This window comes from Enemella dayhoffiae, assembly GCF_002250625.1.
Taxonomy (GTDB): domain Bacteria; phylum Actinomycetota; class Actinomycetes; order Propionibacteriales; family Propionibacteriaceae; genus Enemella; species Enemella dayhoffiae.
The window spans coordinates 255,171-279,815 of the sequence record NZ_NMVQ01000001.1 but is presented as its reverse complement, the minus strand read 5'-3'; the positions used below and the strand labels follow the sequence as shown (position 1 = coordinate 279,815).

General features: G+C 69.1%; 21 protein-coding genes and 2 pseudogenes. 9 read left to right on the top strand and 14 right to left on the bottom strand.

All coding sequences use genetic code 11. From position 1 onward, the window contains the following. Positions 1–9: 9 nt before the first annotated feature. The gene (locus CGZ93_RS01355) at positions 10–447 is read right to left on the bottom strand and encodes an SRPBCC family protein (protein WP_094362339.1); all 438 of its coding nucleotides are present in this window, start codon (positions 445–447) and stop codon (positions 10–12) included. 80 nt (positions 448–527) lie between these two features. Between CGZ93_RS01355 and helR the strand changes: the two genes are divergently transcribed. Beyond that, on the top strand, positions 528–2,684 hold the full coding sequence (gene helR, locus CGZ93_RS01350; protein WP_094362338.1) for an RNA polymerase recycling motor ATPase HelR: 2,157 nt from the start codon (positions 528–530) through the stop codon (positions 2,682–2,684). Positions 2,685–2,706: 22 nt separating this feature from the next. Here the strand turns inward: helR and CGZ93_RS01345 are convergent, their stop codons facing one another. From CGZ93_RS01345 to CGZ93_RS01300, 10 genes and pseudogenes are all read right to left on the bottom strand, one after another. Beyond that, positions 2,707–3,027: a type II toxin-antitoxin system RelE/ParE family toxin gene (locus CGZ93_RS01345; RefSeq protein ID WP_267489701.1), complete on the bottom strand. Its 321-nt coding sequence runs from the start codon at positions 3,025–3,027 to the stop codon at positions 2,707–2,709. After that, positions 3,012–3,266, bottom strand: a complete 255-nt coding sequence (locus tag CGZ93_RS01340; RefSeq protein ID WP_094362336.1) for a ribbon-helix-helix protein, CopG family — start codon at positions 3,264–3,266, stop codon at positions 3,012–3,014. The genes CGZ93_RS01345 and CGZ93_RS01340 overlap by 16 nt, the downstream gene beginning before the upstream one ends. Before the next feature lie 39 nt (positions 3,267–3,305). After that, positions 3,306–4,787, bottom strand: a complete 1,482-nt coding sequence (locus tag CGZ93_RS01335) for a protein adenylyltransferase SelO (RefSeq protein ID WP_094362335.1) — start codon at positions 4,785–4,787, stop codon at positions 3,306–3,308. Between the two features lie 125 nt (positions 4,788–4,912). Further along, the gene (locus CGZ93_RS01330; RefSeq protein ID WP_094362334.1) at positions 4,913–5,263 is read right to left on the bottom strand and encodes a DUF2200 domain-containing protein; all 351 of its coding nucleotides are present in this window, start codon (positions 5,261–5,263) and stop codon (positions 4,913–4,915) included. Positions 5,264–5,317: 54 nt separating this feature from the next. Beyond that, a pseudogene (locus CGZ93_RS01325) lies at positions 5,318–6,099 on the bottom strand (SDR family NAD(P)-dependent oxidoreductase). Between the two features lie 32 nt (positions 6,100–6,131). Further along, positions 6,132–7,235, bottom strand: coding sequence for a Wadjet anti-phage system protein JetD domain-containing protein (locus CGZ93_RS01320; RefSeq protein ID WP_141211030.1), 1,104 nt, complete (start codon positions 7,233–7,235; stop codon positions 6,132–6,134). Positions 7,236–7,267: 32 nt separating this feature from the next. After that, the gene (locus CGZ93_RS01315) at positions 7,268–10,612 is read right to left on the bottom strand and encodes an ATP-binding protein (RefSeq protein WP_094362332.1); all 3,345 of its coding nucleotides are present in this window, start codon (positions 10,610–10,612) and stop codon (positions 7,268–7,270) included. Then, a complete protein-coding gene (locus CGZ93_RS01310) occupies positions 10,609–11,382 on the bottom strand; it encodes a DUF4194 domain-containing protein (protein ID WP_171196485.1) in 774 nt (257 codons plus the stop codon). Before CGZ93_RS01310 ends, CGZ93_RS01315 begins: the two co-directional genes overlap by 4 nt. Beyond that, positions 11,379–12,842, bottom strand: a complete 1,464-nt coding sequence (locus CGZ93_RS01305) for a DUF3375 domain-containing protein (protein WP_094362330.1) — start codon at positions 12,840–12,842, stop codon at positions 11,379–11,381. The genes CGZ93_RS01310 and CGZ93_RS01305 overlap by 4 nt, the downstream gene beginning before the upstream one ends. A gap of 139 nt (positions 12,843–12,981) precedes the next feature. Then, positions 12,982–13,425 carry a pyridoxamine 5'-phosphate oxidase family protein gene (locus CGZ93_RS01300; protein WP_094362329.1) on the bottom strand — a complete coding sequence of 148 codons (444 nt, stop codon included), beginning with the start codon at positions 13,423–13,425 and terminating at the stop codon, positions 12,982–12,984. Between the two features lie 128 nt (positions 13,426–13,553). Between CGZ93_RS01300 and CGZ93_RS01295 the strand changes: the two genes are divergently transcribed. From CGZ93_RS01295 to CGZ93_RS01275, 5 genes and pseudogenes are all read left to right on the top strand, one after another. Beyond that, positions 13,554–15,263, top strand: coding sequence for a serine hydrolase (locus CGZ93_RS01295; protein WP_176451582.1), 1,710 nt, complete (start codon positions 13,554–13,556; stop codon positions 15,261–15,263). 71 nt (positions 15,264–15,334) lie between these two features. Then, entirely contained in the window at positions 15,335–16,735 is a 1,401-nt protein-coding gene (locus CGZ93_RS01290) for a transglycosylase domain-containing protein (RefSeq protein WP_094362327.1), read from the top strand. A gap of 54 nt (positions 16,736–16,789) precedes the next feature. Beyond that, positions 16,790–17,569: a hypothetical protein gene (locus CGZ93_RS01285; RefSeq protein ID WP_141211029.1), complete on the top strand. Its 780-nt coding sequence runs from the start codon at positions 16,790–16,792 to the stop codon at positions 17,567–17,569. Between the two features lie 148 nt (positions 17,570–17,717). Continuing rightward, positions 17,718–17,870, top strand: a pseudogene (locus CGZ93_RS01280) (DapH/DapD/GlmU-related protein); the annotation flags it as partial. A gap of 129 nt (positions 17,871–17,999) precedes the next feature. Beyond that, a complete protein-coding gene (locus CGZ93_RS01275) occupies positions 18,000–18,557 on the top strand; it encodes a dihydrofolate reductase family protein (RefSeq protein ID WP_094362325.1) in 558 nt (185 codons plus the stop codon). An 11-nt stretch (positions 18,558–18,568) separates the two neighbouring features. On the opposite strand, the gene CGZ93_RS01270 is transcribed toward CGZ93_RS01275, so the two are convergent. The 3 genes from CGZ93_RS01270 to dnaB form a co-directional block, all read right to left on the bottom strand. Then, a complete protein-coding gene (locus tag CGZ93_RS01270) occupies positions 18,569–18,796 on the bottom strand; it encodes a type 1 glutamine amidotransferase family protein (protein WP_229117115.1) in 228 nt (75 codons plus the stop codon). 352 nt (positions 18,797–19,148) lie between these two features. Continuing rightward, positions 19,149–19,676 (bottom strand): zinc-binding dehydrogenase, encoded by a 528-nt coding sequence (locus CGZ93_RS01260; RefSeq protein WP_229117114.1) that lies wholly within the window; start codon positions 19,674–19,676, stop codon positions 19,149–19,151. Between the two features lie 182 nt (positions 19,677–19,858). Then, complete coding sequence (gene dnaB, locus CGZ93_RS01255; RefSeq protein WP_094362323.1) at positions 19,859–21,238, bottom strand: replicative DNA helicase; 1,380 nt, start codon at positions 21,236–21,238, stop codon at positions 19,859–19,861. A gap of 463 nt (positions 21,239–21,701) precedes the next feature. Between dnaB and CGZ93_RS01250 the strand changes: the two genes are divergently transcribed. Genes CGZ93_RS01250 through CGZ93_RS01240 form a run of 3 tightly spaced genes read left to right on the top strand, consistent with a single transcriptional unit; the run spans position 21,702 to position 24,539 of the window. After that, the gene (locus CGZ93_RS01250) at positions 21,702–22,022 is read left to right on the top strand and encodes a metal-sensitive transcriptional regulator (protein WP_229117145.1); all 321 of its coding nucleotides are present in this window, start codon (positions 21,702–21,704) and stop codon (positions 22,020–22,022) included. A gap of 29 nt (positions 22,023–22,051) precedes the next feature. Then, complete coding sequence (locus CGZ93_RS01245; protein WP_094362322.1) at positions 22,052–22,264, top strand: heavy-metal-associated domain-containing protein; 213 nt, start codon at positions 22,052–22,054, stop codon at positions 22,262–22,264. Between the two features lie 37 nt (positions 22,265–22,301). Next, a complete protein-coding gene (locus tag CGZ93_RS01240; protein WP_094362321.1) occupies positions 22,302–24,539 on the top strand; it encodes a heavy metal translocating P-type ATPase in 2,238 nt (745 codons plus the stop codon). Positions 24,540–24,645: the final 106 nt, after the last annotated feature.

Genomic DNA, 24,645 nt, shown 5'->3' with positions numbered 1-24,645 from the left:
GCCGCCCCCTCAGGAGCGCTCGGCGAGCCGGGCCAGGTTGGCCAGCGAGTTCTCCAGGTGTCCGTCGGGGAGCGGCGGGAAACCGATGATCTTCGCCGCGTGCTCGGGCACCCGGGACCAGTCGTAGCCGAGCGTCACCTCGGTGCCCTCCCCGTTGGCGGCGGACGCGAGATCATAGCGCCAGAACCAGCCGCGCAGGGCGTCGTCCATCCCCTCGGGCTTGTCGTCGGCGTACACCTCGGGCTGCCAGGCGATCGCGCGGGGCCGGTCGAGCTCGATCACCGTGTTGGTCATCCGGTACGCCCCGCCGGTCGGACCCTGCTCGGCGTACATGTTCATCACGAACCGCTGGCCCTGCTCGGTGAGCGGGTTTGGATCGAGGGGGTCGAGGACCCAGCCGGTGCCGTCGATCGCGCGGTGGGTGGACGGGAAGCCCCTCAGTTTCAAGGTATAGCGGGACAGGGGGCTTGCCGCAAGGCCCCGGTGGGGGCGGAGAATCAAGGCTCCGTCGACCCGGGAGCCGCACCGTGACCCCTTCCCTCTCCGCCTTCGACCTGCCGCCCCACCTGGCCGCAAAATCAACCGACACACTGATTGCCCGCGACGCGGAACACCTCGGCCGGATCGCCGCCGTGCTGGATCACGTGCGGTCGGAGGTGACGGCGCGGCTGGACGCCGCCCGCCAGGGCCGGGAGCGGGGTGGAACCGCTGCCCTGGAACGAGATCAGGAGATCCGGCGGTTGTCGGCCCAGCTGCGGTTGCTGCAGCGTTACGGGGTCGACCTGTGCCTGGGGCGGATGGTCGCCGCCGACGGGTCGGTGCGCTATCTGGGTCGGTTGGGCCTGCGCGATCCCGAGGGGCAACCCCTGCTGCTGGACTGGCGTACGCCGGCCGCCGAGCCGTTCTTCGCCGCCACCCACGCCGACCCGATGGGGTTGACCAGCCGACGCCGCTATCGCTGGAGCCGGGGGCGGATCACCGACTTCTGGGACGAGGTGTTCACCGCCGACGGGCTCAGTGAAGGCGCCGAGAGTGCCACGCTGGACGACCAGTCCGCCTTCATCGCCAGCCTGGGCGGCCCGCGGTCGGAGCGGATGCGCGACGTCCTCGCCACCATCCAGGCCGACCAGCACGCCATCATCCGCGACGGCTCGCGCGGGGCACTCGTGGTGGACGGCGGTCCCGGCACGGGCAAGACGGTGGTCGCGCTGCACCGCACCGCCCAGCTGCTGCACTCCGACCCGCGGATCGGGCGGCGGCATGGGGGAGTCCTATTCGTCGGGCCGTCGAATCCCTACCTGGACTACGTTTCCGACGTGCTGCCCAGCCTGGGCGAGGAGGGGGTCCAGCTGTGCACCCTGCACCAGCTCGTCCCCGAAGGAGACGCGGCGAGGCCCGAGACCGACCCGGAGGTACGCCGACTCAAGTCGGACGTGCGGATGGTGGGGGCGATCGAACCGGCTGTAGCGCTCCATGAGGAGCCGCCGACCGACTCGGTGGAGGTCGACACCGAGTGGGGCGACGTGTCGTTCGGGGCGGCCGAGTGGGCCGAGGCGTTCGGCGCGGTGGAGCCGGGTACGCCGCACAACGAGGCCCGCGAGCAGCTGTGGACCGCACTGGCTGGGCTCGCGGTCGATCAGCTGACCGACGAGGCGGAGGAGGAGCTCGAGGCCGCTGATGTGAGCGCGGCCCTGCATCGCAGCGCCGAGCTGAACGAGGTGCTCGGCGAGGCCTGGCCGATGCTTGAACCAGTCGACCTGGTGGCCGACCTGTGGACGGTCCCGGCGTACCTGCGGCGCTGCGCCCCGTGGCTGTCCAACGACGAGGTGCGCCGGTTGTGCCGCGAGGACGGGTACGCCTGGACCGAGGCCGATCTGCCGTTGCTGGACGCGGCCCGCCGCCGGCTGGGCGATCCCGGGGTGGCGCGTCGGCAACGGCAACAGGCGGCTGCGCGGGCGGCAGGCCGGGAGGAGATGGAGCGAGTGGTCGATCACCTGATCGCCAGCGACCCCACCGAGCTGCAGGTGATGGCGATGCTGCGTGGGGCGGACCTGCGGGCGGCCCTTGACGATCCGGAGGCGGTGGCCGAGGGTGATCGGGACCGACTCGCCGGACCGTTCGCGCACCTGGTCGTCGATGAGGCGCAGGAGCTCACCGAAGCGCAGTGGTGCCAGCTTTTGGCACGCTGCCCGTCGCGCAGTCTGACCATCGTCGGTGACCGGGCGCAGGCGAGGCACGGGTTCACCGAGAGCTGGGCGGAACGCTTGGCGCGGGTTGGGTTGGACAACGTCCGCACTTCAACCCTGACAGTGAACTACCGGACTCCGGCAGCGGTGATGGCCGCGGCCGAACCGGTCATCCGGGTGGTGCTGCCCGATGTCAGCGTGCCCACCTCGGTCCGCGACAACGGGCTGCCGGTGCGGCGGGGTCGGGTGGCCGAGCTCGCCGAGATCGTGGCCGAGTGGGGGCGTACCAACTCCGAAGGAATCGCCTGTGTGGTTGGGGATCCGGCGTATCCGGGATCTGAGCGGATCCGCTCGCTCACGCCGGAATCCGCGAAGGGGTTGGAATTCGACCTGGTGGTGCTGGTCCGACCGGAATCCTTCGGCGACGGGATCGAGGGGGCCGTCGACCGCTACGTCGCGATGACCCGGACAACCGGCCAACTCGTGCTCCTGTTCTGATCAGCGGTGCGTGACTCCAGTCCTAGCCAGTCGGGGGCGCACTCATCCCGGACGGGCGGTCTTGCCGATCGTGGAGGACGCGCAGGATGCGCACTTCCCCGCGGTCGGTGAGACGATAGAAGACGCCGTAGGGGAATCGGGTCAAGCGAGCCCGGCGCAGGTCGCCAAAACCCTCGACAGGCGTCCCCGAGTGAGGGAACAGCGTGAGGCGCTCGATGACCCCCTCGACCGCTTCCGCGAACGCATCGGCCAGGTCTGCCGCGATCTGGCGGTAACGGTCGTGAGCGTCGTGCAGGTCGGCCACCGCCTCAGGCGAGAGAAGGACTGCTACTTGTCTCCCCACAGTTCGTTGCGCACCTCGCTCCAGGGAAGAGCGGTCTCGGGCTGAGACAGGTCCTTCTCCAGCGCGGCCTGGAGAAGGCGACGCTCCTCCTCTGACGGGCGATAGGTCGCCTCGCCGAAGTGGGTCCGGATCGCCTCCTGGATCATCTCCGAGCGCGACCGGTGTTCGACCTTACGAGCTCGTTCGACCAGGTCATAGAGCTCTTCGGGCAACGTCACCGCAACTTTGCGCACGGCCATGGGCACCTCCTTGGTATGACAACATCATACCTGGCCCGATCACGTGCCGCAGAAAGTGACGTAGCCCCGGGTGAAATCCGGATCGGCGGGTTGCGTGAAGCGCTCTCGGCCGGGTCGTTCGGTGAAGGGCGAACGGAGCACGGTGTCCAGCTCCTCGAACGGGGTTAGGTCGCCGGCGTGGGCCGCGGCGATGGCTTCCTCGACGAGGTGGTTGCGCGGGATGTAGAGCGGGTTGACCGCGTCCATCCGGCTGGCCACCGCTCCCCGGTCGTCGCCGATCCGCGCCAGCCAGTGGTCCCGCCAGGCGGCCCAGCGCGCCTTGTCGGTGATCGGGTCGAGGGTGGGTGTGGGCTCCTCGAGCAGCGTCCGCGTGAGGTCGCGGAACAGGCCGGTGAGGTCGAGGGACTCGGCCTCCGCGATGCTCAGCAACTCGGCGACCAGGGCGTCGTCGTCGGCCTGGGCGTCCGGCAGTCCGAGCTTGGCAGCGAACCGACGTTGCAGCTCCTGCTCGTAGGTCGCGGTGAACGACTCGATGATCGCCTGTGCCTGGGCGACGATATCGTTCGGGTCGCCGTCGACCAGGGGGATCACCGCCTCGGCGAGCCGGGCCAGATCCCACTGGGCCATCAGCGGCTGCGCGGCAAACCGGTAGCGGCCGGCGTGGTCGATGCTGCTGAACCAGCGGTCGGGGTCGTAGGCGTCGAGGAAGGCGCACGGGCCGTAGTCGATGGTTTCGCCCGACAGTGTCATGTTGTCGGAGTTCATCACCCCGTGCACGAAGCCGACGCTCATCCACGCGGCCACGAGGCGGGCCTGTCGTTCGACGACGGCGGCGAGGAACGCCATCGGGTCGTCCGCCGGCAGGTCGGGGTAGTGCCGGGCCCGGGCGTACTCGACTCCGGCGGCGAGCTGCTCACGCGACCCCTTGGTGGCCAGCAGCACCAGGGTGCCGACGCGCAGGTGCGAGGCGGCGACGCGGGTCAGCACGGCACCGGGCAGCGGGCGCTCGCGCAGGACGCGTTCCCCGGTGGCGACGGCGGCCAGTGATCGGGTGGTCGGGATGCCGACGGCGTGCATGAACGCGCTGACCAGATATTCGCGGATCACCGGTCCGACCACGGCGCGTCCGTCGCCGCCGCGGGAGAACGGGGTCCGGCCGGAGCCCTTGAGCGCGACGTCCCGGCGGCGACCGCTGGTGTCCACGAGTTCGCCGAGCAGGTGCGCCCGGCCGTCGCCCAGCATCGGGCTGAGCTGTCCGAACTGGTGTCCGGCGTACGCCTGGGCGATCGGCTCCGAGCCGGGGGCCACGGCGTTGCCGGCCAGCACGGCGACGCCGTCGGCGGAGCGCAGCCACTGGGGGTCGAGTCCGAGCTCGCGGGCCAGTTCGTCGTCAAGGGCGAGCAGCGAGGGGGACGCCACCGGTACCGGATCGGTCCGCATCCCCAGCCAGCCGAGGTCGCGGACGAAGCTGTTGTCCCACGCCACCTCGGGCGGGCTCTGCCGATCCAGGGTTCGGTCCATCACTCCATTCTCTCACTGGGGGCAACCGCCGGATCCTCCACCGGTGCGTCACGCCCAACGAAGGAATGCGGGTGTGCGCGACGCGAGGGCAAATGATCAAGGAATTTGGCGGTTGACCCGCGAGGTCAAGAGCGCAGAATCTTCTCCATCGGCCGTCCCTTGGCCAGCTCGTCGACCAGCTTGTCCAGCTGGCGGATCTGCTGCATCAGCGGGTCCTCGATCTCCTCCACCCGGTGGCCGCAGATGGAGCCGGTGATCAGCCTGGCGTTGGGGTTGATCTCCGGCGCCTGCCCGAAAAACTCTTCCAGGGTTCGTTTGTCGTCGATCGCCTGCTGCAGGCCGGCGGTGTCATAACCGGTCAGCCAGCGGATCACCTGCTGCAGCTCGTCGACTGTGCGCCCCTTGCGCTCCACCTTGGTCACATAGTGCGGGTGGATGTCGGCGTACGCGGTGTCGAAGATGCGGTGCCGTGCCATGGTGTCCTCCTTTGGGGCGGGCAGCGTGCGCGAAATCCGGGCGGTGGCCCGCGGTCAATGGGAGGGGCGGCTGCTCTTCGCGAACCTGGCTGCCTTGACGCTCTCGGGAGTGAGCTTGTTGAGCAGTGCCTGGCGTCGGGTCTTCCGGTCGCCGCCGATCACGTGGCCCTTGCCCGCGAACAGGGCGTCGACACCGCGGGTGGCCACGACAACCGGATCGTTCTTCCAGTCGTTTGAACCGAACATGGTGTTGCCCATGCCCGCGGTCTGGTGGAAGTCGGTCGCGGTGGCGCCGGGGAGCAGCGCGGTGACCGACACCCCGTATTCCTTCATCTCCTCGCGCAATCCCTCGGCGAAGCTGAACATGAACGCCCGGGTCGGGCCGTAGATGGACTCGTAGGGAGTCGGGGTCAGCGCCGACATCGACGTGGTGATCAGGATGCGTCCGCTGCGGCGGGCCGCCATCGCCCTGACGACGTGCTTGGCCAGCAGCACCTGCCCGTGACGTTCAATGCGAGCAACTGCAGCTCGTCCTCGAGGTCGGTGTCGACGAAGCCGCCGCCGAGACTGCGGCCGGCGTTCAACACGGCGACCTCCAAGGGGCGGCCAAGTGCCTGAACCTGCTCCCACACGCTGTCGACACCGGCCCGGGTGGCCAGATCCGCCTGCACCGGGAAGAACTGCACCCCGCCGAGGCGGGATTCGAGCTCGGTGATGCGGCCGCTGGAGCCCACGCCGACGATGTCGTGGCCGCGCTCGGCGAGCAGACAGGCGATCTCGCGGCCGATCCCGGCGGACGCGCCGGTCACGAGGGCCAGGGAGCGGGTGTTGTTCATCGGTCTTCCTCAGGTCCGGGCGGTGCGGGTCATTATATCGATAGGCGTCGGGTCAGCAGGTCGTGTGCGCCTGTGCGATCCAGCCGTTCCTGCTCGAGGCGAAGATCGTTCTCGCGGATCAGCGCCAACGTCGCCGCTTCCTCCGGAGTCAACCCCAGCACGACGGCTCGATAGGGAACCGGTTCGGAGACGGCCAGGTGGGCGTGGGCACGGAGCGTGGCTCGATCCATCAGCATTGAGCGGGTCTGCGGCAGAGCATCACGACAACGGCCCAGAATGGCGAACCCGTGGCTGTCCAGGTCACCCCAATAGGCGACGGGTTTTCGTGCCACCCAACGGATGCGAGCGAGTTGTGTCACGGCGTACCCGCGCCCGTGCACAGCGATCGTCCCGGCGATCTCCGGCAGCGAAGCCAACGAGGCAAGGTTTTCCACGACCAGAACGCTCGTTGGAGCGACTTCCCATCGGTCGAGTTCCTCGACCGTCGCCGTCAGGTCGCGCGGCGTGCCGTGGCGGACCAACCCCTGGTCCAGCACCCGAACGCGGAACCGCTGTGCCTCGGCAACCAGATCGGCCCCCGCACTGCCGGTGACCGCCGCGACGAGCGAATCCACCAGTCGGCGGTGGCGTTCCAGCCACTTGGTGTCGACCCCGGGAATGGGAAGCTCGCGCGGGCGCAGGTGAGCGTGCGGATGGGTCAACAGCCACCCGGTGACCCTCGTCAACCGAGCGAGATCTGCGGAGTCCAGCCTGGCCAGACGCGTCGCCGCCGCACGCAGTCCATCGGGCAGGTAGGCCGCGTCCGGCCAGGTTTCCCGCAGCGACGAGGCGTACGCCGTGAGGCGGGCCCACTCGTCGGTGAGCCCCGCGAGAGCCGACACGGGGGCAGGACCGAGCATGCTCACTCGTACCGGGACGGACTGGGGACCCAGCGTCGCCCATTGGCGACGCTGCCAGGTGACGGCCACCCCGGGGAGTTCGTCGGCGCGTCGCCAGGACGCCAACCACTCGGCCACCCGGTCCGGGTCGGCCACCACCTCCCGCTCGGTCGGCGGATGCAGCGGCAGTGTCCACTTCTCCGTGACGGCGAGGTCCTCGGCGGCGAACCAGTCACCCAAGCGTCGGCGATAGCGCACGCTCGCCAGTGTGCCGACGTCCGCAATCGTCCTCACAGCAGGGAGTCCTGGGCCGGTCCGGTCCCCTTGGGCTCCTGCTCGGATTCACCCTCGTCAAAGGTGAGCACCGACAGCCGCGAATGGTGACCGGCGTCCATCGACACCACTGCCGCCCCGCCGACGTGGTCCTCCAGTGTCTGCAGCATCTTCATCGGGGTGGCCAGGAGCAGTTGGAAACCGAACTCCCGAAAGACTTCGAGCCCAGCACGAGTAAAACTGGGATCGGTCTTGTCGAAAGCCTCGTCCAGCACGACCAACGCATATTCGGGCCACGCGGCGCCGTCGCGGGCGAGCTGGTAACGCAGCGCAGCCACCAGGCAGAACGTGACCAGCTTCTGCCGCTCACCACCCGACAGGCCACCGGAATCTGTGAACACGTCGGTCTCCCGGCCGTCGGTGTCGACCACCCGGGCCACGAACTCGACGTGCTGGCGGGTGTCCAGCACCTGTCGGCGCCACAGGACGTCGGCGGAATCCTGGGAGGCAAGGCGATCGAGCAGGGCCTTCATCCGATCGAAGCGTTCCTCCGCGGCGTGCCGTCCTTCGGCCTGATCGGGGAGCGTCTGGAGGTCCGCCAGAGAGTCGGTGGTGATGGCGGTCAGCTCGGTCAGGAAGTCGGCGACCACCGGCAGGATGCGGTCGACCACCTTGACCTGCAGAAAGCGGCCGGGGGCAAACTGGCTGCGCAGCAGCGACTCGTTGATCGGCTCGATCCGGGTACGGATCTCGCGGCGGGCAGTTCTCAGCTGACGGGCCAGTTGACCGACGTTGTTGCGGGACTGGGTCTGCAGCATGTCGAAGAACCGTTCCTCGAACTGCGGTAGACCGTCCTCCTCCAGCTCGGTGAGCCGAGTGAGGAATTCGTCGGCGTACGCCATCTCTGGCGCGAGGTCACCGGTCCGCTCGGCCCAGCGAAATTTGTAGGCCTGCATGACTTTCCCGGACAGATTCGCGGCGCGGGCGCGGCGTTCCTGCTCGGCCAGTCGCCGTTCACCGATACCGTCGCCAGCCCGCCGGGCAGCAGCGTCCAGATCGTCGGCGGCGTCCGCCAGTCCCCAGTCGGCGGCCAGCGACTCGGTCACGGCCTCGGGCACCGGTTCGCGCTCGGCGAGGTCGGCCCGCCACCGGGTCTGTTCCTGTTCCCCCTCGGCGACGCGCTGCTCGGCCCTGCTGTGCGCGGTGTGACAGCGCCGGGTCGCGTCGAGGGCGGAAGCCAGGTCCCCGGTGGCCCGATCGAGCTGTGCGGTCGCTCGGCTGAGCTCGCTGTTGTTTCGGCGCCGATCGTCGACCGCCCGCCGGGCCTGATCGAATGCCCTCTCGGCGCTGGCCACGTCGACCGACGACCAGTTCACCTCGAGGATGTCGTCGATCAGACCGGCCCGGTCGCGCAATTCGTCGCGCTCGGTCTGGGCCCGCATCATGGTCGCGTCCGCCGTCTGGAGCTCGGCGCGGGTCGCGGCCAGTGCAGCCTCGAGCGCTTCCTTCTTTGCGGTCGTGGTGGATCCGAGGATCCAGCGGGTCCGGTCGTCGATGCGGAAACGGTCATCCTTCTCGTGCCGGCTCGCCCCGTGTTTGATCTGGCCCGCCGCGGTGACCGCCCGTGAGGAGGTGGCGAACTCATCCACGGAATCGACGCAGTCATAGTCGTACGCCTCGGCCAACCGAAGCCGCAGCCAGGCCTGCTGTTCGCCGTCGGCCACCTCAATGCGGTGCAGCAGCGAGGCGGCCGACGGGTCGGGCAGGTCGCGGTCACGGCGCGTGGCGGTCAGCCGGGCGTACACCAGGCGGGTCCTCAGCCAGGTGGCGTCGACTTCTGCAGCGAGCGGGCGATAGAGGTCATGGGGGACCAGCAGCGTCTGGGCCAATGGGCGCAGCACCCGTTCGATGGCACCCTGCCAACCGGCGTACGCCTCGCTGACGTCGATCAGCTCACCGGCGAACCGCAGTCGGTCGGTCGGCACGCCCAGGGCGTCGCAGAGCTGGGCGCGGACCTGGAGCAGTGCCGCGCCGAGGTTGGAGCCCTGCTGGTTCAGCAGCTGCAGCTCGCGCTGCAGGTCGTGCTCTTGCGCCGCGATCTGGCTGCGTTGCGACACCGCGACACTGAGCTCGCGACCAGCCTCGGTCAGGTCCAGCTGGGCACGGGAACGGCGCAGGTCGTCCTGCCACCCGGCGTACCCGGCCGCGGTGTCGGGCACCGAGAGGCGGGCGCGGGTCGCCAGCCGGGACAGGCGGTCCCACTCGCGCCGTACCGACTCGAGAGCGCCAGAGCGAGCCTGGACCACCTGTTCGAGGGCGGGCAGGTCGCCGGCGATACCCGCGACGGCGGCGGCGCAGGCGTCGCGGTGCTCCTGGGCCAGTCGAGCCCGCTCGTTCGCCTCCGCGAGCTCCTGTGCGGTTGCCCGAGCCGCGGTACGCCAGGTCGCCAGATCGCGATCGCGGAGGCGTACTCGAAGGTCGAGCACATGGGTCGCGAGGTGGACGGCCTGGTGATCCAGCCGGGTCAAGGCCGCATCGGCCTGGGCGTGCGTGGCTGCGTGCTCACGCAGGGGAAACAGGCACGCCACCTGTTGGCGTGCGTCGACCACGGAGGCGTGGGCCCGGGACAGCTCGACGAACTGGTCGACGGCGTCGGCGGCCTGCTTGAACGTCACCGGTTCGTCGAGCATGAAGTCGCGCAACAGCTGGTTCAGGTTGTCCAGGTTCTTGGCCGACTGGGTCTTGTGCAGCAGGCGGAGCGCCTGCTCGCCGCCGATTCCCAGTCGGCGCTGCATCCGACTCGAGAAGACCGAATAGGTGCTCGTGTGGTGCCAGGCAGGATGATCGGCGGCGATGCGGCGGGGTGTCAGGCCGTTCTCGGCGTACGCCGCCAGCTCGTCGAGGTTGACGGCCTCCTCACACAGCAGGAACAGCCGGCTCACGTCCGTCGCCTGGTTCTTGTGCCGAGCCAAGTGGAACAACTGGACGAGGGTGGTCACGCGTCCGTCGGCGTGGGCGTAGGTCAGGGCGACCCCGCTCCAGGTCGCCTCGGCGCCGCGCAGGTGGTTCACCGTGACCTGTCCGGTCGCCTCGTCGGTGCCACGCCCGTGGGCGCCGCGGACATAGGTCGCCAACGTCCGCGACCGGTCCCCGGCCCCACCCTGGTTTGCGGCCGCGTTGAACGCGCTCCACCGAGGGGGTACCAGCAGGGTGGCCATCGCGTCGAGCAGTGTCGACTTGCCGGTGCCGGAGTCACCGGTGATCAACAGCCCACGGTTCGGGACGGGCAGGTCGTGGTAGCCGTGGAACGTGCCCCAGTTCGCGAGCTGGATCCGGACGAGGTGGTGTTGGGGCAGGCTCATCGGGCTCCCTCGTCATGGTCGCTCAGGTCCGCGGCGCGGCGCGCGACCGGGGCGGGTTCGTCGGAGTCGACGTCGTCACCGATCGACTCCGGGTCGTCCGCGGCTTCCTCGTCAGGTGCCGCTCGCACGGCTCTGCCAGCGACCTCCACGAGGGCGGAGATCTCCTCGGTCACGGCCTGCACCTGTTCGGCGTCGAACACCAGCGTGAGCACCGGCGAGATCTCGAACCGGTCGTCCTCGGCGGTGCCGAGGAGCACCGACGCCTTCTTCATCTTCTCGACCGACGCGTTGATCCGCTTGGCGAAGGTGCTGGCATCGGTGTTGGTCACGGGGCGATAGGGCGCCAGTTCGTCATCTATCTCGTCGCGGCCGATGAATACGCGGCCGCTCGGGCTGGCGTCGCGGAGCAGGCGTACGCGAAGCAGCAGTACCAGTGCGGTGTCGAGAAGCGTGAGCGGGGTCCGGCGGACGACCTTCGGAGTGGCCAGTTCGGCCAGCTCGGCGTTGGCGACGAACGCGAGACCGCGCTCGTGGTCGAGGCTGAGCTGCAGGTACAGATTGCCAAGCAGCTCGCGGATCGCCGCCTCGTCGCGCACGATCGCCCGCCACAAACCGGCATGGCGCTCGTGATGGACATAAGGGCCTCGGAGCAGTTGAACCATGGCGCGGCGGCTGTCGTCGGGCAGCCGCCCGTGGTCGTCGCGGGTCAATTGGTGAGGTGCGAGCGTCTCATCCGAAACCGACGCGTCGCGCTCGGGGTGCTCGGTCATCGATCCCATTCTTCCGGGGGCGTGGTGAACAGATGGCGTGGGGCGAGCGCGACGCGACGACTGCCGCTCACGCTCTGCCAGCGCAACGGCTCGGTGCCACCGGTCGAGGTGCCATGGCGCTCGGCGAGCGACAGCAGGCCGATCACCGAAGCCAGACCCTGGGTTGCGGGGTGGTCGATCAGGACCTCCCCCACGGTGGCGGTTGTCCGCGTGGCGAGGCTCGTCGCGACGTGGCCGGTGAGCTCGGCGAAGTCGATCTCACTCTCGCGTACTCGGTGGCGCAGCGCGGCCAGGTCGACGGTGCCCGCCGGAACCCTGACCAACGCTGCGGTGGAGCGTACGTCTCCGGGATTGTGCAGTGCCCACGAGCCGATCGAAGACAGCGGAATCGAGGTCGTGGTGAGTTCGTGACGCGCACCGGTGAGCGGGCTGAGGGTGCGCAGCGCGTCGAGAACGGCCCGCTGGGCCGCAGTGATGGCGTCCTCCAGGCGGCGGTGGTCCTGCCATGACCGCGTCTGGACGAATTGGCGCAGGCTGCGGGACAGTCCGGTCATCGTGGAGCGGACCGTCCCGGCGTCCTGCTGCAGGTTGGTGAGCAGTTCTCGAAGCACGAAGCGCTGGTGCGGTGTGACGTCCCGGGCAAAGGGGCGATCGAGGATGCTGGCCACCGCGGCATCGAACGATTCGGCGCGCTCGGGGTCCAGGACAACCGCGTGAAAGGCCCGGAAGGTACGCCCTGCTGGCGAATCCTCGATCAGGTCGACACCGGTGAAGACTTCCTCGAGCACCTCGGCGCGGGAAGAGGTGGAGCGGATGATGCGGTCCTTGAGGTCCCGGTTCAGCGTTTCGAGATCCGCGCTGACGCGGGAGAAGTCGGTGGAGATCTCACCGGCCAGCGACAGGATGTCGGCGAGCCGTTCGTGGGCGGCGGCCGGGTCGAGCGGATCGAACTCACCGCGTTCGACCCGGTCGATCTCGGCATCCAACCGGTCGCGTTCGGCAAGCAATGCCTCCAGGCGGGTTGCGGCGTCCGGGTCGGTGTCCCGGGCGAGATTCGACAACAGATCGGCCACGTTGGCGAAGCGCGAGGAAGTCACCGCGACGCGTGGCGCCTCGAGTGAGTCCAGGAACGCGAGTGCGGCCGCTGCGCCGGCGGAGAGTTCGACGGTCTCCTCCCGGCTCTCACCGGGGCGCCGGACCAGGTGGCCCCGGCGTACCCATTCGCTGAGGTATTCCTGCGCGGTCTGGGGCAGGTCGAACCCGCTGTCGCGCAACAGCGACAGGTCGGCGTCGACGGAAGCGGTGAACTCCGCCGCCGGCAGGACGCGGTGGGCACCGCCGAAGTGGGAGGCGAGGATGGCGGCAGTGGGGGCGAGGTTGTCACCCTTGAGCAGCGTGAGCGCGGACTCGTCCCGCAGACGGGCGTACGCGTGGGCGGTGGCGGGGACGGAGGCGCTCATGGGGTCACGTTGGAGGATTGCACAAATATGGGCAGGAGGCGAGGGCTCGCGCAGAATCCATGAGTTGGAGACATCGCGCTCATTCCGTGGGGCTGCGGGCGCAGATTCGGCGCCCAAGCCAGACCGGAAGCGTCTGCCCTCACCAGGCGGTGAGCTTGGTTGGGGTCAGCTCGATGACGGTGGAGAACCGCTCGGCGATGTCGTCGATGCCCATCCCGAAGTTGACCATCGCTTCGGCGTACTTGTCGGTGTAGGGGTCGCGGAGGTCGGGCAGCCAGTCGGTCGAGCTGCGGTCGCTGATCCGCGCCTTCCCTTCGAGCACGACGATCCCGTCGCCGGCTGCGTCGGCGTTCAGATGCAGCAGCGCGTGAGGGGCGCGGCGGAGGTTGCGCACCTTCACGGTGTCCGGTTCGCTCATCACCAGCGCGCGATCGTTCCACCACAGGAACCAGACGGGCACCGCGTGCGGACGGCCGTCGGCGCGGACCGTGGTGAACCAGCCGATGATGTCGTCGTCGAGTCGGCGGGCGACGGCTTCGGCCGGCGCTTCCGAGGAGCCAAGGTCAAAGGTTGATCCGGTCATGCGGCAAATCTACGGAGCGCCGCTGACGGCCTTTGATCGGGGCCGTTATGACCTGCCTGTGTGAAGCGGGCCTGATTGATCGCGTGACGCAATGAGTGGCGTCCTGTTGCGACTGGCAGGATCGACCCGTGGATCTGTTGAGGCACCTGCGGTATTTCGCGGTCGTCGCGGAGGAGGGGCACATCGGTCGCGCCGCCGAACGGCTCGACCTGGCGCAGCCGGCGCTGAGCCAGCGGGTGAAGGCGCTGGAGGCCGCGCTTGGCGTACCTCTGGTCGTCAAGGACGGGCGGGGCATCCGGGTCACCGAGCAGGGCAGGCTGCTGGGGGAACGGGCGGCCGCTCTGGTGGACAGCGCCGACCACATCGCTGCTGACCTGCAGCCGGCCAACACGAGCGGGGTCGAAATCCTGGTCCCGCCCACCTTCGCACCCGAACGGCTGGCCGTGCTGGCCAGGACACTGGCCGACTGCTATGCGCCCCGCGGCGTGCGCACGGTTCCGCTGCCACCGCCCGAGCGGGAACGCAGGTTTGCCGCCGGCAGCGTGGACGCGGTGCTGCTGGTGACACCCGCCGAGGGGGATGTCTCGCTGCCGCTGGGAGCGGCGCTGGCGGCGGATCATCCGCTGGCGTCGATGGCGACCGTGCACCCCAGCGACCTCAACGAGGAGCGCGTACTGGTGCTCGATGAGGACGAACCGCGCCGCGCCCAGCTCGCCGCCCAGCTGGACCGGCACGGCTTGGACGCCGAGTGGATCGAATGGGGCCAGGCCCCCGTCTCGGCGCTGGCTCGCGCGTGGGCGGGTGCGGTCTGCCTGACTGACCCCCGGCACGCCGCGGACGCCGGGCTGGTCTGGGTGCCACTGGCGGGTACGCCGCTGCGCCGCGAGCTCGAACTGCGCTGGGCCCCGGGACGCCACCCACACGACCTCGGTGCGGTGATGCGCGCCGTGGCCGCGGCACTGGAGGCCGAGGTCGCGCCGCAACCGGCGGCCCGGACGCCGGTGGCGACGGGAACACTGGCCCGAATCCTCGATCTGTGGGCCGGGGTCGAGATCGAGGGGGCCGTACACGTCCGCGACCTCGACTCTGCGGCCGAGCTGGGGATCGACTCCGACGAGAGTTGGCCGCTCGCGTCCGTCGCGAAGGTGCCGTTGGCCGTTGCCCTGCACCGGGCCGCCGAACGCGGCCTTGTCGACCTGGACCAACCGCGGGTGCTGCGCCCGGACGGGCGTACTCGAGGCACTACCGGAATCTCGGCGATGTCCGATTCGGTCACCATGTCGCTGCGGGACGCGGCGTACCTGGCCCTGACGATCAGCGACAACGCCGCCGCGGACGCCATCTGGGACGCGATCGGCGCGGACCGGATCAGGGCCAGTCTGCGCGAGGTCGTCGAACCAGGAGAGGTCTGGTTGGGCGAGCCGACCCGCGACCTCTACGACCGGGTGGAGTTCGGGGATGGCGCCGTCGACGGTCCACGCGCCTGCCGGGCGACTCCGCGCGGCGCGACCAGGCTGCTTGCCCGGATCTGGGCCGACGAGGCAGCCAGTGCGCCGGGCTGCGCACACCTCCGTGACCTGATGCAGCGCCAGGTGTGGACCCACCGACTGGCCAGCGGGTTTCCGGCCGAGGACATCGTCGTCGCTGGCAAGACCGGCACCGTGCAGGACCACCGCCACGAGATCGGCGTGGTCACGTATCCCGATGGCAGCCGGTACGCCGTCGCGGTCTTCAGCCGCCGGCGCGACCGCGCCGCCCACCACCGTTGGGATTGGGCGATCGGTGAAACGGCGCGGCTGGCGGTGAACGCGATGCGGCGCGGTGAAACCAGCGACTGATCGCCGGTTGCGATGGATCGGCGCTTCTTCGTTCATGGAATGGGACAGCGGCTGCGACCTAGCGTCCGGGCATGCGCTTCCTCTCCTTCTGTTACAGCCTGGTGATGGCCGTCGTGATCAGTGTGCTGGCGGGACTGCTCGTCGCCGGGCTGGCCATCCCGTTGGTCGGTGCGTCCGCGTCGACGGCCAAAGCAGCGACGACCGCAATGGCGAGGGTGCCGGCGGAACTGGAGACGCCACCGCAGGCGGAGCGCTCGCGGGTGCTGATGGCCAACGGCGAGGTGCTGGCCACGTTCTGGGACGAGAACCGCGTCTACGTGCCGCTGGGTCGGATCAGCCCGGTGATGCGGATGGCCCAGGTGGCGATCGAGGATCATCGGTTCTTCGAGCACGGCGCGCTCGACACTCGAGGCACCCTTCGCGCGCTGGTGCGCAACGGCTCGGGAGGTGAGGCCACCCAGGGTGGGTCCTCGCTCACCCAGCAATACGTGAAGATGGTGCTGATCCAACAGGCCAGCGAGAGCGGGGACGATGCCGGGGTGGCGAGGGCCCAGGAGAAGTCGGTCTCTCGAAAGATCCAGGAGCTCCGGTATGCCGTGGCGCTGGAGAAGCGGCTGAACAAGGAGCAGATCCTCGAGCGTTATCTCAACCTGGCCTACTATGGCGACGGTTCCTACGGGGTCGAGGCGGCAGCCCGCCACTACTTCGACGTCGGCGCCAAGGACCTCGACCTGGCTCAGTCGGCGATGCTCGCCGGGTTGGTGCAGAATCCGGTGGCGACCGACCCGGTGCACCAGCCGACCATCGCCCGCGACCGCCGCGACGTGGTGCTCGGGCGGATCGGTCAGCTGGGGCTCGCCACCCCCACCGACCTGGATGCGGCCCGGCGTACGCCCTTCGATCGCTCCCGAGTGCAACGCCAGACGAACGGCTGCCAGGGAACCCGCTATCCCTTCCTGTGTGACTATGTGAAGCGGTCGCTGCAGCGATTGCCGGCCCTGGGTAACACCCCGGCCGAACGGCTGGAGACCCTGAAGCGCGGCGGGCTGACGATCGAGACCGAGATCGACCCGGCCACCCAGGACGCCGCCGAGCGAGCCATCGCAAACACTGTGGACGCGCGAGATCCAGTCATCTCGACGATGACGATGATCAAACCCGGAAGCGGACTGATCCTTGCCATGGCACAGAACCGGCGGACGATGGGTGACGACGCGGCGGCCGGTCAGACCTACTACAACTACGCCGTCGGAGGAGCCGCGTCAGGGGAGGACCTGGGTGGGGCCGAGGGCTATCAGGCCGGTTCGACGTTCAAGGTATTCACGGCCGCGGCCGCACTGGAGCAGGGACGTTCGTTCACGCAGACCTACGACGCTCCCGATCAGATGTCCTTTGATGGACAGACTTTTCGGGACTGTACGGGCCGGTTCAAGCTGAATGCGAGAAGCGGCGGCATGGGACGCGACTCTTGAGCGTCGCCTAGCGTGCCGGTGGTGAGAGCGCGAGCGTTGATTCGACTGGTGGGCTTGGCGACCGCCACGACCCTGCTGGCCGGGTGCACCAGCGAGGTGGCGGAGCGTGCGGCCGTGTCGAAACAGCTGCGGGCGGAAGTGTCCACGCTGACCGAGGCGCCGGGGCTGGCGCAGCTGGCGGACCTGCGTCACCTGGCCGAGCCAACTGACGGGCTGCGGGAATGGTTCATCGGCCGCGCCATGGTCTATCGGGTGATCGAGGCATCCCCCGAGGTGGCGACGATCGCGCTGTGGCGGCGTACCCGCCCGGGACCCGAGCCGTTCAACCGGAACCGCACAGCGATCGGCTCCGCCTGCGCAAAGCTGGAGTCGGCTGGCTCGGTGACGGTGCGTGCGGTGACGTGCCCGCACGAGCTGGCCGGCGAACTGCCGGACGACTCGGCGCCGACCTGGGGCCGCGCCGCGGAATCACGCCAGGCGGTGGAGGCGCTGCGGACCGAGCTGGACTTCGCATTGTGGTGGCTGCTCGCCCGCAACGCCGACGGGACCCAACCCAGACGTGAGCCGCGGGGAGTACGCGAGGTCGCCGCCGCCGTGGAAAAGACGTCACGGGACTGGGAAAGGGGAGAACATCGCGCCTCGGCCGAGCTGCTGCAACTGAATGAGCGCGACGGCCGGGCGGTCGGCCGAGTGCGCGTCCAGGCGAGCGCACCGGACCTGACCCACGTCGGCACCACCACGACCTCCAACCGGTGCTTCACCTTCGAGGTCGACCTTTCCGCGGCACCTGCCGATCGGCAGGGGTGGGCACCACTCGTACCGGGGGTGTGCTGAGAGCGGCCAGCGGGAGCGGCTGTCGCTTCCCGGACCAGGGCGGTATCGACATCGGAGCCGGCTCGCTGATCGGGCACAACGCGGTGATCACCACGCTCAACCACGACATCCGGCCGAGCCGGCGTGCGGACATGATCCGGCCCCGGTGGTGATCGGGACCGGCGTGTGGTTCGGTGCCAACGTCACCGTGTTGCCCGGCATCACGACCGGCGACGGGGCCGCGATCGGCGCTGGCGCCGTGGTCACCAAGGACGTCCCCGCCGGAGCCATCGTCGTCGGCGTACCGGCGAAACAGGTGGGGACCGTTCCCGACGAGTGAGCGCCATGCCTCCTGCGGCAGGAGAGCGCACGTTCGGAGAAGTGCCGAGGGGTGGGACCAGCGAGACTGGATTTGGAGGCGCCAGTCTCCAACACCCGAAAGGAACCCGCCATGGGACTACTCACCTTCTGCCTCAACGTCACCCTGGACGGTTGCATCGACCACGAGGTGGGGATCGCCGATGAGGACACGCATGCCTACTTCACCGGGCTGATGAACGCGAGCGGGGCGATGTTGTGGGGTCGCGTGACCTACGAGCTGATGGAGAGCGCCTGGCCGGCCGTGGCCCGCGGTGAGGTCGAGGCCTCCCCGGGCGAACGTAGATGGGCCGCCGATCTGGAGGCCAAACCCAAATACGTGGTCTCCTCGACGCGTACCGACTTTCCCTGGGCCAACAGCCACCACCTCGAGGGCGATCTGCGGGCTGGCGTCCAGCGCGTCAAGGACTCCACCCCGGACGGTGTCCTGCTGGGAAGCGCAGGTCTCGCGACAGCACTCGACCGGCTGGACCTGATCGATGAGTACAAGCTGCTCGTCCAACCCAGAATCGCCGGCCACGGACCCACCCTGTATGCGGCGGGGCTGCCCGAGGCGCGCCGGCTCGAGCTGCTCTCGGCGAAGCCGTTCGGCAACGGAGTCGTGGCGATGCACTTCCGCCGCGCACGCTGACCGGTGCGGCGTCAGAGCAGGGCGACGACCTTGGTGGCGGTCTCCTTCGCCGACGCAGGGTTCTGGCCGGTGACCAGGTTGCCGTCGACGACGGTGTTCGAGACGAACGGGATCATCGCCTTGGAATACCTGGCGCCGCCCTGCTGGATCTCCTCCTCGATGTTGTAGGGAACGAGCTTGTGCACGCGGGCCAGGACCTCCTCGCGCCAGGAGAAACCGGTCAGTCGGCGACCCGCCACGAGGCGTTCCCCGTTGGAGAGGCGGGTACAGCGGAGCCTCGTCGAGTGACCCCCCGTGGATTCGGCAAGGCGTCAGGTCACCCACCCATCCGTTGCCTCGACCGCCTCGACGACGTCGGCGTACCGATCCGCCAGATGCTGCAAGACGTGGTCGGGGACGAAGGATTCACGATGCCGCGCATAGTGGGCGGCCGCCGATCCCCCGACAGGACGGCGTCCGCGAGCACTTCCTGGAGCGGCGCCGCCGAGGCCAGGACCTTGGACAGCGTCGTGGATTCAGCCATCGAGCATGCGTATCGGAACCCATACGTTCGCGTGAGGTTGAGTGACTCACCCATGGTCGCGGCGTTGCTCAGGGGCGGATGAGCACTTTCGGGCTCTTGCGCTCGTCCATGTTGCGATCCCCCCCGGGTACGCCCTCGAGGTCGGTTGCCGCGTCGAAGACCGTGCCCGGGTTGATCCGTCCCTCAAGGATGTCGGGCATCAGTTCGTCGATGTACGCACGCACCGGAGCCGGCCCGCCAGCGAGGCGGATGTTGTGGCGGAACAAGCTGCCGAACCCGATCGGAGCCTCCTCATACTGCGGGACACCGACCCGGCTGATGACCCCGCCGGGTCGGACGACGCCGTATGCCTGCTCGTGGGCGGGCAGATGTCCGACGGCCTCGAGAACCGCGTGCGACCCGTGGCCGCCGGTGAGCCCACGGACCTTCGAAACGCCTTCCTCACCGCGCTCGACGACGACGTCGGTCGCGCCGAACTCTCGGCCCAGGTTGGTTCGATCCGTGTGACGACCCATCAGGACGATCTGCTTGGCGCCAAGCCGCTTGGCGGAGAGGACGGCCATGAGGCCGACCGCGCCGTCACCGATCACGGTCACGCTGTCACCGGGCTTGATCCCGGTACACCGCTGAACCGGGCAGCCCGAGCGCCGACGGGCTCGTTCTGCTCGCCGCCTGGGCGGGGAACCGCGCGTCCGAAACCGAGCCGGGCCATCAGCAGGCAGGCGATCGTGCGGAACGCCGCGACGCCTGACCCGTTGTCCGTCGACTCGAATCGCACTCAGAGCTGCATGTCCACGAACCGCGAGTAGTGGCCCTGGAAGGCGGTCACCACGGTGCGGGTGGGCCCGTTTCGGTTCTTGGCGACGATGAAGTCGGCTTCGCCCGCACGGTTGGATTCTTTGTCGTAGATGTCTTCGCGGTGCAGCAGCAGTACGATGTCGGCGTCCTGCTCCAAACTGCCTGACTCGCGAAGGTCGGAGACCATCGGCTTCTTGTCGGTGCGCTGCTCGGGGCCACGGTTGAGCTGCGACATCGCCACGACCGGCACCTGCAGCTCCTTGGCCAACAGCTTGATCTGCCGGGAGAACTCGGAGACCTCGAGCTGGCGGGACTCGACCTTCTTGCCCGACGTCATCAGCTGCAGGTAGTCGATCACGATCAGCTTGAGGTCGTGGCGCTGCTTGAGCCGGCGGGCCTTGGCGCGGATCTCCATCATCGTCAGGTTGGGGGAGTCGTCGATGAACAGCGGCGCCTCGGAGATGGCCGCCATCTTGTTCGCCAGACGCTGCCAGTCGTCCTCGTTCATCGTGCCTTTGCGGATGTGGTTCAACTGGATCTGCGCCTCGGCCGAGAGGAGCCGCATCACGATCTCCACCTTGCTCATCTCGAGGGAGAAGATCGCCGAGCACAGACCGTGCTTGATCGAGCACGCGCGCGCGAAGTCCAACCCCAGAGTCGACTTGCCCACCGCGGGGCGTGCGGCGAGGATCACCATCTGGCCGGGGTGCAGGCCGTTGGTGAGTTCGTCGAGTTCGACGAAGCCGGTGGGTACCCCGGCCATCTCGCCGGAGCGGGAGCCGATCGCCTCGATCTCGTCGAGGGTGGCCTCCATGATGTCGCCCAGCGGCTGGTAGTCCTCGCTGGTCTTGCCGTCGGTCACCGAATAGACGGTCGCTTGGGCCTTGTCGACGATCTCGGCGACGTCGCCCTCCCCGGCGTACCCCATCTGGGCGATCCGGACCGACGCCTCGACCAGCCGCCGCAGGATCGCCTTGTCGTGCACGATCTGGGCGTAGTAGCCGGCGTTGGCCGCGATCGACACGGTGGCCAGCAGGTCGTGCAGATAGACGTGGCCGCCGGCGCGCTGCAGCAGTCCGTTGCGGCCCAGCTCGTTGGCGACGGTGACCGCATCCGCGGGCTCGCCGCGGCCGTAGAGGTCGAGGATGGCGTCGAAGATGAACTCGTGCGCCGGCCGATAGAAGTCCTCCCCGCGCAACACCTCCAGCACGTCGGCGATCGCGTCCTTGCTCATCAGCATCGCACCCAGGACCGACTGTTCCGCCTCATTGTCCTGCGGCGGCGTACGCCCGATGCTCGCGCGATCGGAATCGCGGGACCGGAAATCCTGATCGGTGATGTCCGTGACCTCGGCGCTCATTACCAACCCCTCCCGCACCACTCGAGTGGCGCGTCCGGAACGCTAACCGGTCCCACTGACAGTCCCGCTTCCTGGCATCTGCAGCCCCTGCGCGAACGCTCTCCGGGACCACGGACCTCGACACCGTACGCCCTTCCCGGGGCCGCGAAAAGCCGAGTTGTCCACAGGGGGTGTGGACAGCCTGTGGGAACCACCGTGCAGCCGGTGCATGGGTTGGGGATGAATCTGTGGGCTTCTGTGCAGTCACACGAGTAACATGCAGTTGACTAGGTGAAACGCGGCCGGGGTGCGGTGGACAAAACATTCTCGGAAGAATTCTTTGCCCCGTCTGGGCCTGCATCTTCGGGCTTGACACCGCCGTCTGGGATGTGTTTATCCCCCGCGTCTGTGCATAACTTCGATCATGAAAGCCTGGGCCCGGTTGAAAGTCCATACGGTACGGGGGTATGGTGTTGGCATGGAGATGGAGATGACGTCCGGGTCGGGCGACGAAGCTGCCGTCGCCCGCGGCTACTCCGACACCAAGGAGGCCCACCTGAAGCGCCTGCGCCGGATCGAGGGGCAGATCCGCGGACTGCAGCGGATGGTCGAGCAGGACAAGTACTGCATCGACATCCTGACCCAGGTGTCGGCGGCGACCAAGGCGCTCGAATCCGTGGCCCTGGGGCTGCTCGACGAGCACCTGCACCACTGCGTCGCCCACGCGATCGAGGCGGGCGGATCCGACGGCCAGGCCAAGATCAACGAGGCCTCGGCCGCGATCGCCCGACTGGTCCGCAGCTGACCATCCACCACCGACGAAAGGAATCATTCATGACCACCAGCAACTACACCGTCACGGGGATGACCTGCGGACACTGCGTCCAGGCGGTCACCGAAGAGGTGTCCGCGATCGACGGTGTCACCGATGTGTCCGTCGAGCTGCAGGGCGGCCGGCTGACCATCACCTCCGACCAGCCGATCGAGCTGGAGCGGGTGGCGGAGGCCGTCGACGAGGCGGGCGACTACCAGGTCACCCCCGCCTGAACCGCTTGAGACGGGCGTACGCCCAGAAAGACTGATCATGACGACCCAGACGCGGCAGCGGCCGCAGACCATCGAGCTCGACATCCAGGGGATGACCTGCGCCTCCTGCGCCGCCCGGATCGAGAAGAAGCTCAACCGGGTCGACGGGGTCAGCGCCTCGGTCAACTTTGCGACCGAGAAGGCCGTGATCAACTCCTCGGGTGATCACGGCCCGCAGGAGCTGATCAAGGTCGTCGAGGCGACCGGTTATCACGCCACCCTGCCCACCGACCGGGCCGCCGAGCCCCCGGACGACGCGGTGGCCGCGCTGCGGGAAAAGCTGGTCATCAGCGCCCTGCTGTCCTTCCCGGTGATCCTGCTGGCGATGGTCCCGCCGCTGCAGTTCAACGGCTGGCAGTGGCTCAGCCTCGGCCTGGCCACCCCCGTGGTGCTGTGGGCCGCCAGTGGCTTCCACCGCGCCGCCCTGCTGAACGCCCGCCACCGCGCCGCCACCATGGACACGCTGATCTCCATGGGCTCCCTGGCGGCGTACGCCTGGAGTGTCGTCGCCCTCATCTTCGGCTCCGCCGGGCACCCGGGGATGACCCACGGGTTCAGCTGGCGGCTCGAACGGGGCGACGGGCTGGGGAACATCTATCTCGAGGCCGCCTGCGGCATCGTCACCTTCATCCTCGCCGGGCGGTTCTTCGAGGCCCGGGCCAAGCGGCGCGCCGGTGAGGCGGTCCGCGCCCTGCTCACCCTGGGCGCCAGCGACGTGGCCGTGCTCCGCGACGGCGTCGAGCACCGGGTCCCCATAGACCAACTCGCGGTGGGCGATGAGTTCGTGGTCCGCCCGGGCGAGAAGGTCGCCACCGACGGCATCGTCAGCTCCGGGCGTACCAGCGTCGACAACGCGCTCGTGACCGGCGAATCCGTGCCGGTCGAGGTCGGTCCCGGGGACGAGGTGATCGGTGCCAGCCTGAACACCGACGGCCGGATCGTCGTCCGCGCCACCCGGGTCGGCCAGGACACCCAGTTGGCTCAGATCGCCCGGCTGGTCGAGTCCGCCCAGGCCGGCAAGGCCCAGGTGCAGCGGCTGGCCGACCGGATCTCCGCGGTCTTTGTGCCGATCGTGATCGGGCTCTCGGTCGTCACCCTGGCCGTCTGGTTGCTGCTCGGCGCCGGAACCGCGTTCGCGTTCACCGCCGCGGTATCGGTACTGATCATCGCCTGCCCGTGCGCGCTCGGGCTCGCCACCCCGACCGCGTTGCTGGTCGGCACCGGACGCGGCGCCCAGCTCGGCATCGTGATCAAGGGACCCGAGGTGCTCGAGGACACCCGACGGGTCGACACCGTGGTGCTTGACAAGACCGGCACCGTCACCACCGGCGAGATGGCGGTCGTCGGCGTACGCCCCGTCGCCGGGCTGGGCGAGGCCGAGTTGCTCCGGCTGGCCGCGGCGGTCGAGGAGGGCTCCGAGCACCCGATCGCGCGGGCCATCGTCCAGGGCTTCGACAGGCTAAGCCAGCGTGAATCGGGGAAAGCCCCCGAGGCGACCGACTTCCGGAACCTGCCGGGGGTCGGGGCAGAGGCGACCGTCGAGGGCCGCCGGATCGGCATCGGTCGGGCGTCGATGATCACCGGTGACCTCCCCGACGAGCTGCGAGCCGCCTTCGACGAGGCGCGCTCCGCCGGGCGTACCGCCGTGCTGGTCAGCGCGGACGGCGCCCCGGTCGGGGTGATCGAGGTGGCCGACGGGGTACGCCCAACCTCGGCCGAGGCGCTCTCCCGGCTGGTCGCCCTCGGCCTGCGCCCGGTGCTGCTCACCGGCGACTCGGCCGCCGCCGCGCACCGGGTCGCCGCCGAGGTCGGGATCGACGAGGTGATCGCCGAGGTGCTGCCCGTCGACAAGGTCGAGGCCGTGCGCCGGCTGCAGGCCGACGGCCGCAGGGTGGCGATGATCGGCGACGGGGTGAACGACGCCGCCGCCCTGGCCACCGCCGACCTGGGCATCGCCATGGGCACCGGCACCGACGCCGCGATCGAGGCCTCCGACCTCACCCTGGTGCACGGCGACCTGCTGCTCGCCGCCGACGCGATCCGGCTCTCCCGGGCCACCCTGCGCACCATTCGGGTCAACCTGTTCTGGGCGTTCGCCTACAACGTCGCCGCGATCCCGCTGGCCGCGCTCGGCTTCCTGAACCCGATGCTGGCCGGTGCCGCGATGGCGCTCAGCTCGGTGTTCGTGGTCAGCAACAGCCTGCGGCTGCGACGCTTCCGGGCGTACGCCCGCTGACCCGCAGAGCCGCACCGGAACGGCTTTCTCAGGAAGTTTTTGGGAAACGCGCCGAGGCAGTTATCATTCCGTGACGAAACATCCGGGGTGGTGCTGCATGCGGGCC

What these genes read in the sequence shown, in the direction of transcription:
- CGZ93_RS01245 (WP_094362322.1), top strand. Translation starts at nt 22,052, where the DNA reads ATGACCACCAGCAACTACACCGTCACGGGGATGACCTGCGGACACTGC.
- dnaB (WP_094362323.1), bottom strand. Translation starts at nt 21,238, where the DNA reads ATGAGCGCCGAGGTCACGGACATCACCGATCAGGATTTCCGGTCCCGC.
- CGZ93_RS01335 (WP_094362335.1), bottom strand. Translation starts at nt 4,787, where the DNA reads ATGGACCGAACCCTGGATCGGCAGAGCCCGCCCGAGGTGGCGTGGGAC.
- CGZ93_RS01305 (WP_094362330.1), bottom strand. Translation starts at nt 12,842, where the DNA reads ATGAGCGCCTCCGTCCCCGCCACCGCCCACGCGTACGCCCGTCTGCGG.
- CGZ93_RS01330 (WP_094362334.1), bottom strand. Translation starts at nt 5,263, where the DNA reads ATGGCACGGCACCGCATCTTCGACACCGCGTACGCCGACATCCACCCG.
- CGZ93_RS01315 (WP_094362332.1), bottom strand. Translation starts at nt 10,612, where the DNA reads ATGAGCCTGCCCCAACACCACCTCGTCCGGATCCAGCTCGCGAACTGG.
- CGZ93_RS01290 (WP_094362327.1), top strand. Translation starts at nt 15,335, where the DNA reads ATGCGCTTCCTCTCCTTCTGTTACAGCCTGGTGATGGCCGTCGTGATC.
- CGZ93_RS01300 (WP_094362329.1), bottom strand. Translation starts at nt 13,425, where the DNA reads ATGACCGGATCAACCTTTGACCTTGGCTCCTCGGAAGCGCCGGCCGAA.
- CGZ93_RS01240 (WP_094362321.1), top strand. Translation starts at nt 22,302, where the DNA reads ATGACGACCCAGACGCGGCAGCGGCCGCAGACCATCGAGCTCGACATC.
- CGZ93_RS01340 (WP_094362336.1), bottom strand. Translation starts at nt 3,266, where the DNA reads ATGGCCGTGCGCAAAGTTGCGGTGACGTTGCCCGAAGAGCTCTATGAC.
- CGZ93_RS01275 (WP_094362325.1), top strand. Translation starts at nt 18,000, where the DNA reads ATGGGACTACTCACCTTCTGCCTCAACGTCACCCTGGACGGTTGCATC.
- CGZ93_RS01310 (WP_171196485.1), bottom strand. Translation starts at nt 11,382, where the DNA reads ATGACCGAGCACCCCGAGCGCGACGCGTCGGTTTCGGATGAGACGCTC.
- CGZ93_RS01250 (WP_229117145.1), top strand. Translation starts at nt 21,702, where the DNA reads ATGGAGATGACGTCCGGGTCGGGCGACGAAGCTGCCGTCGCCCGCGGC.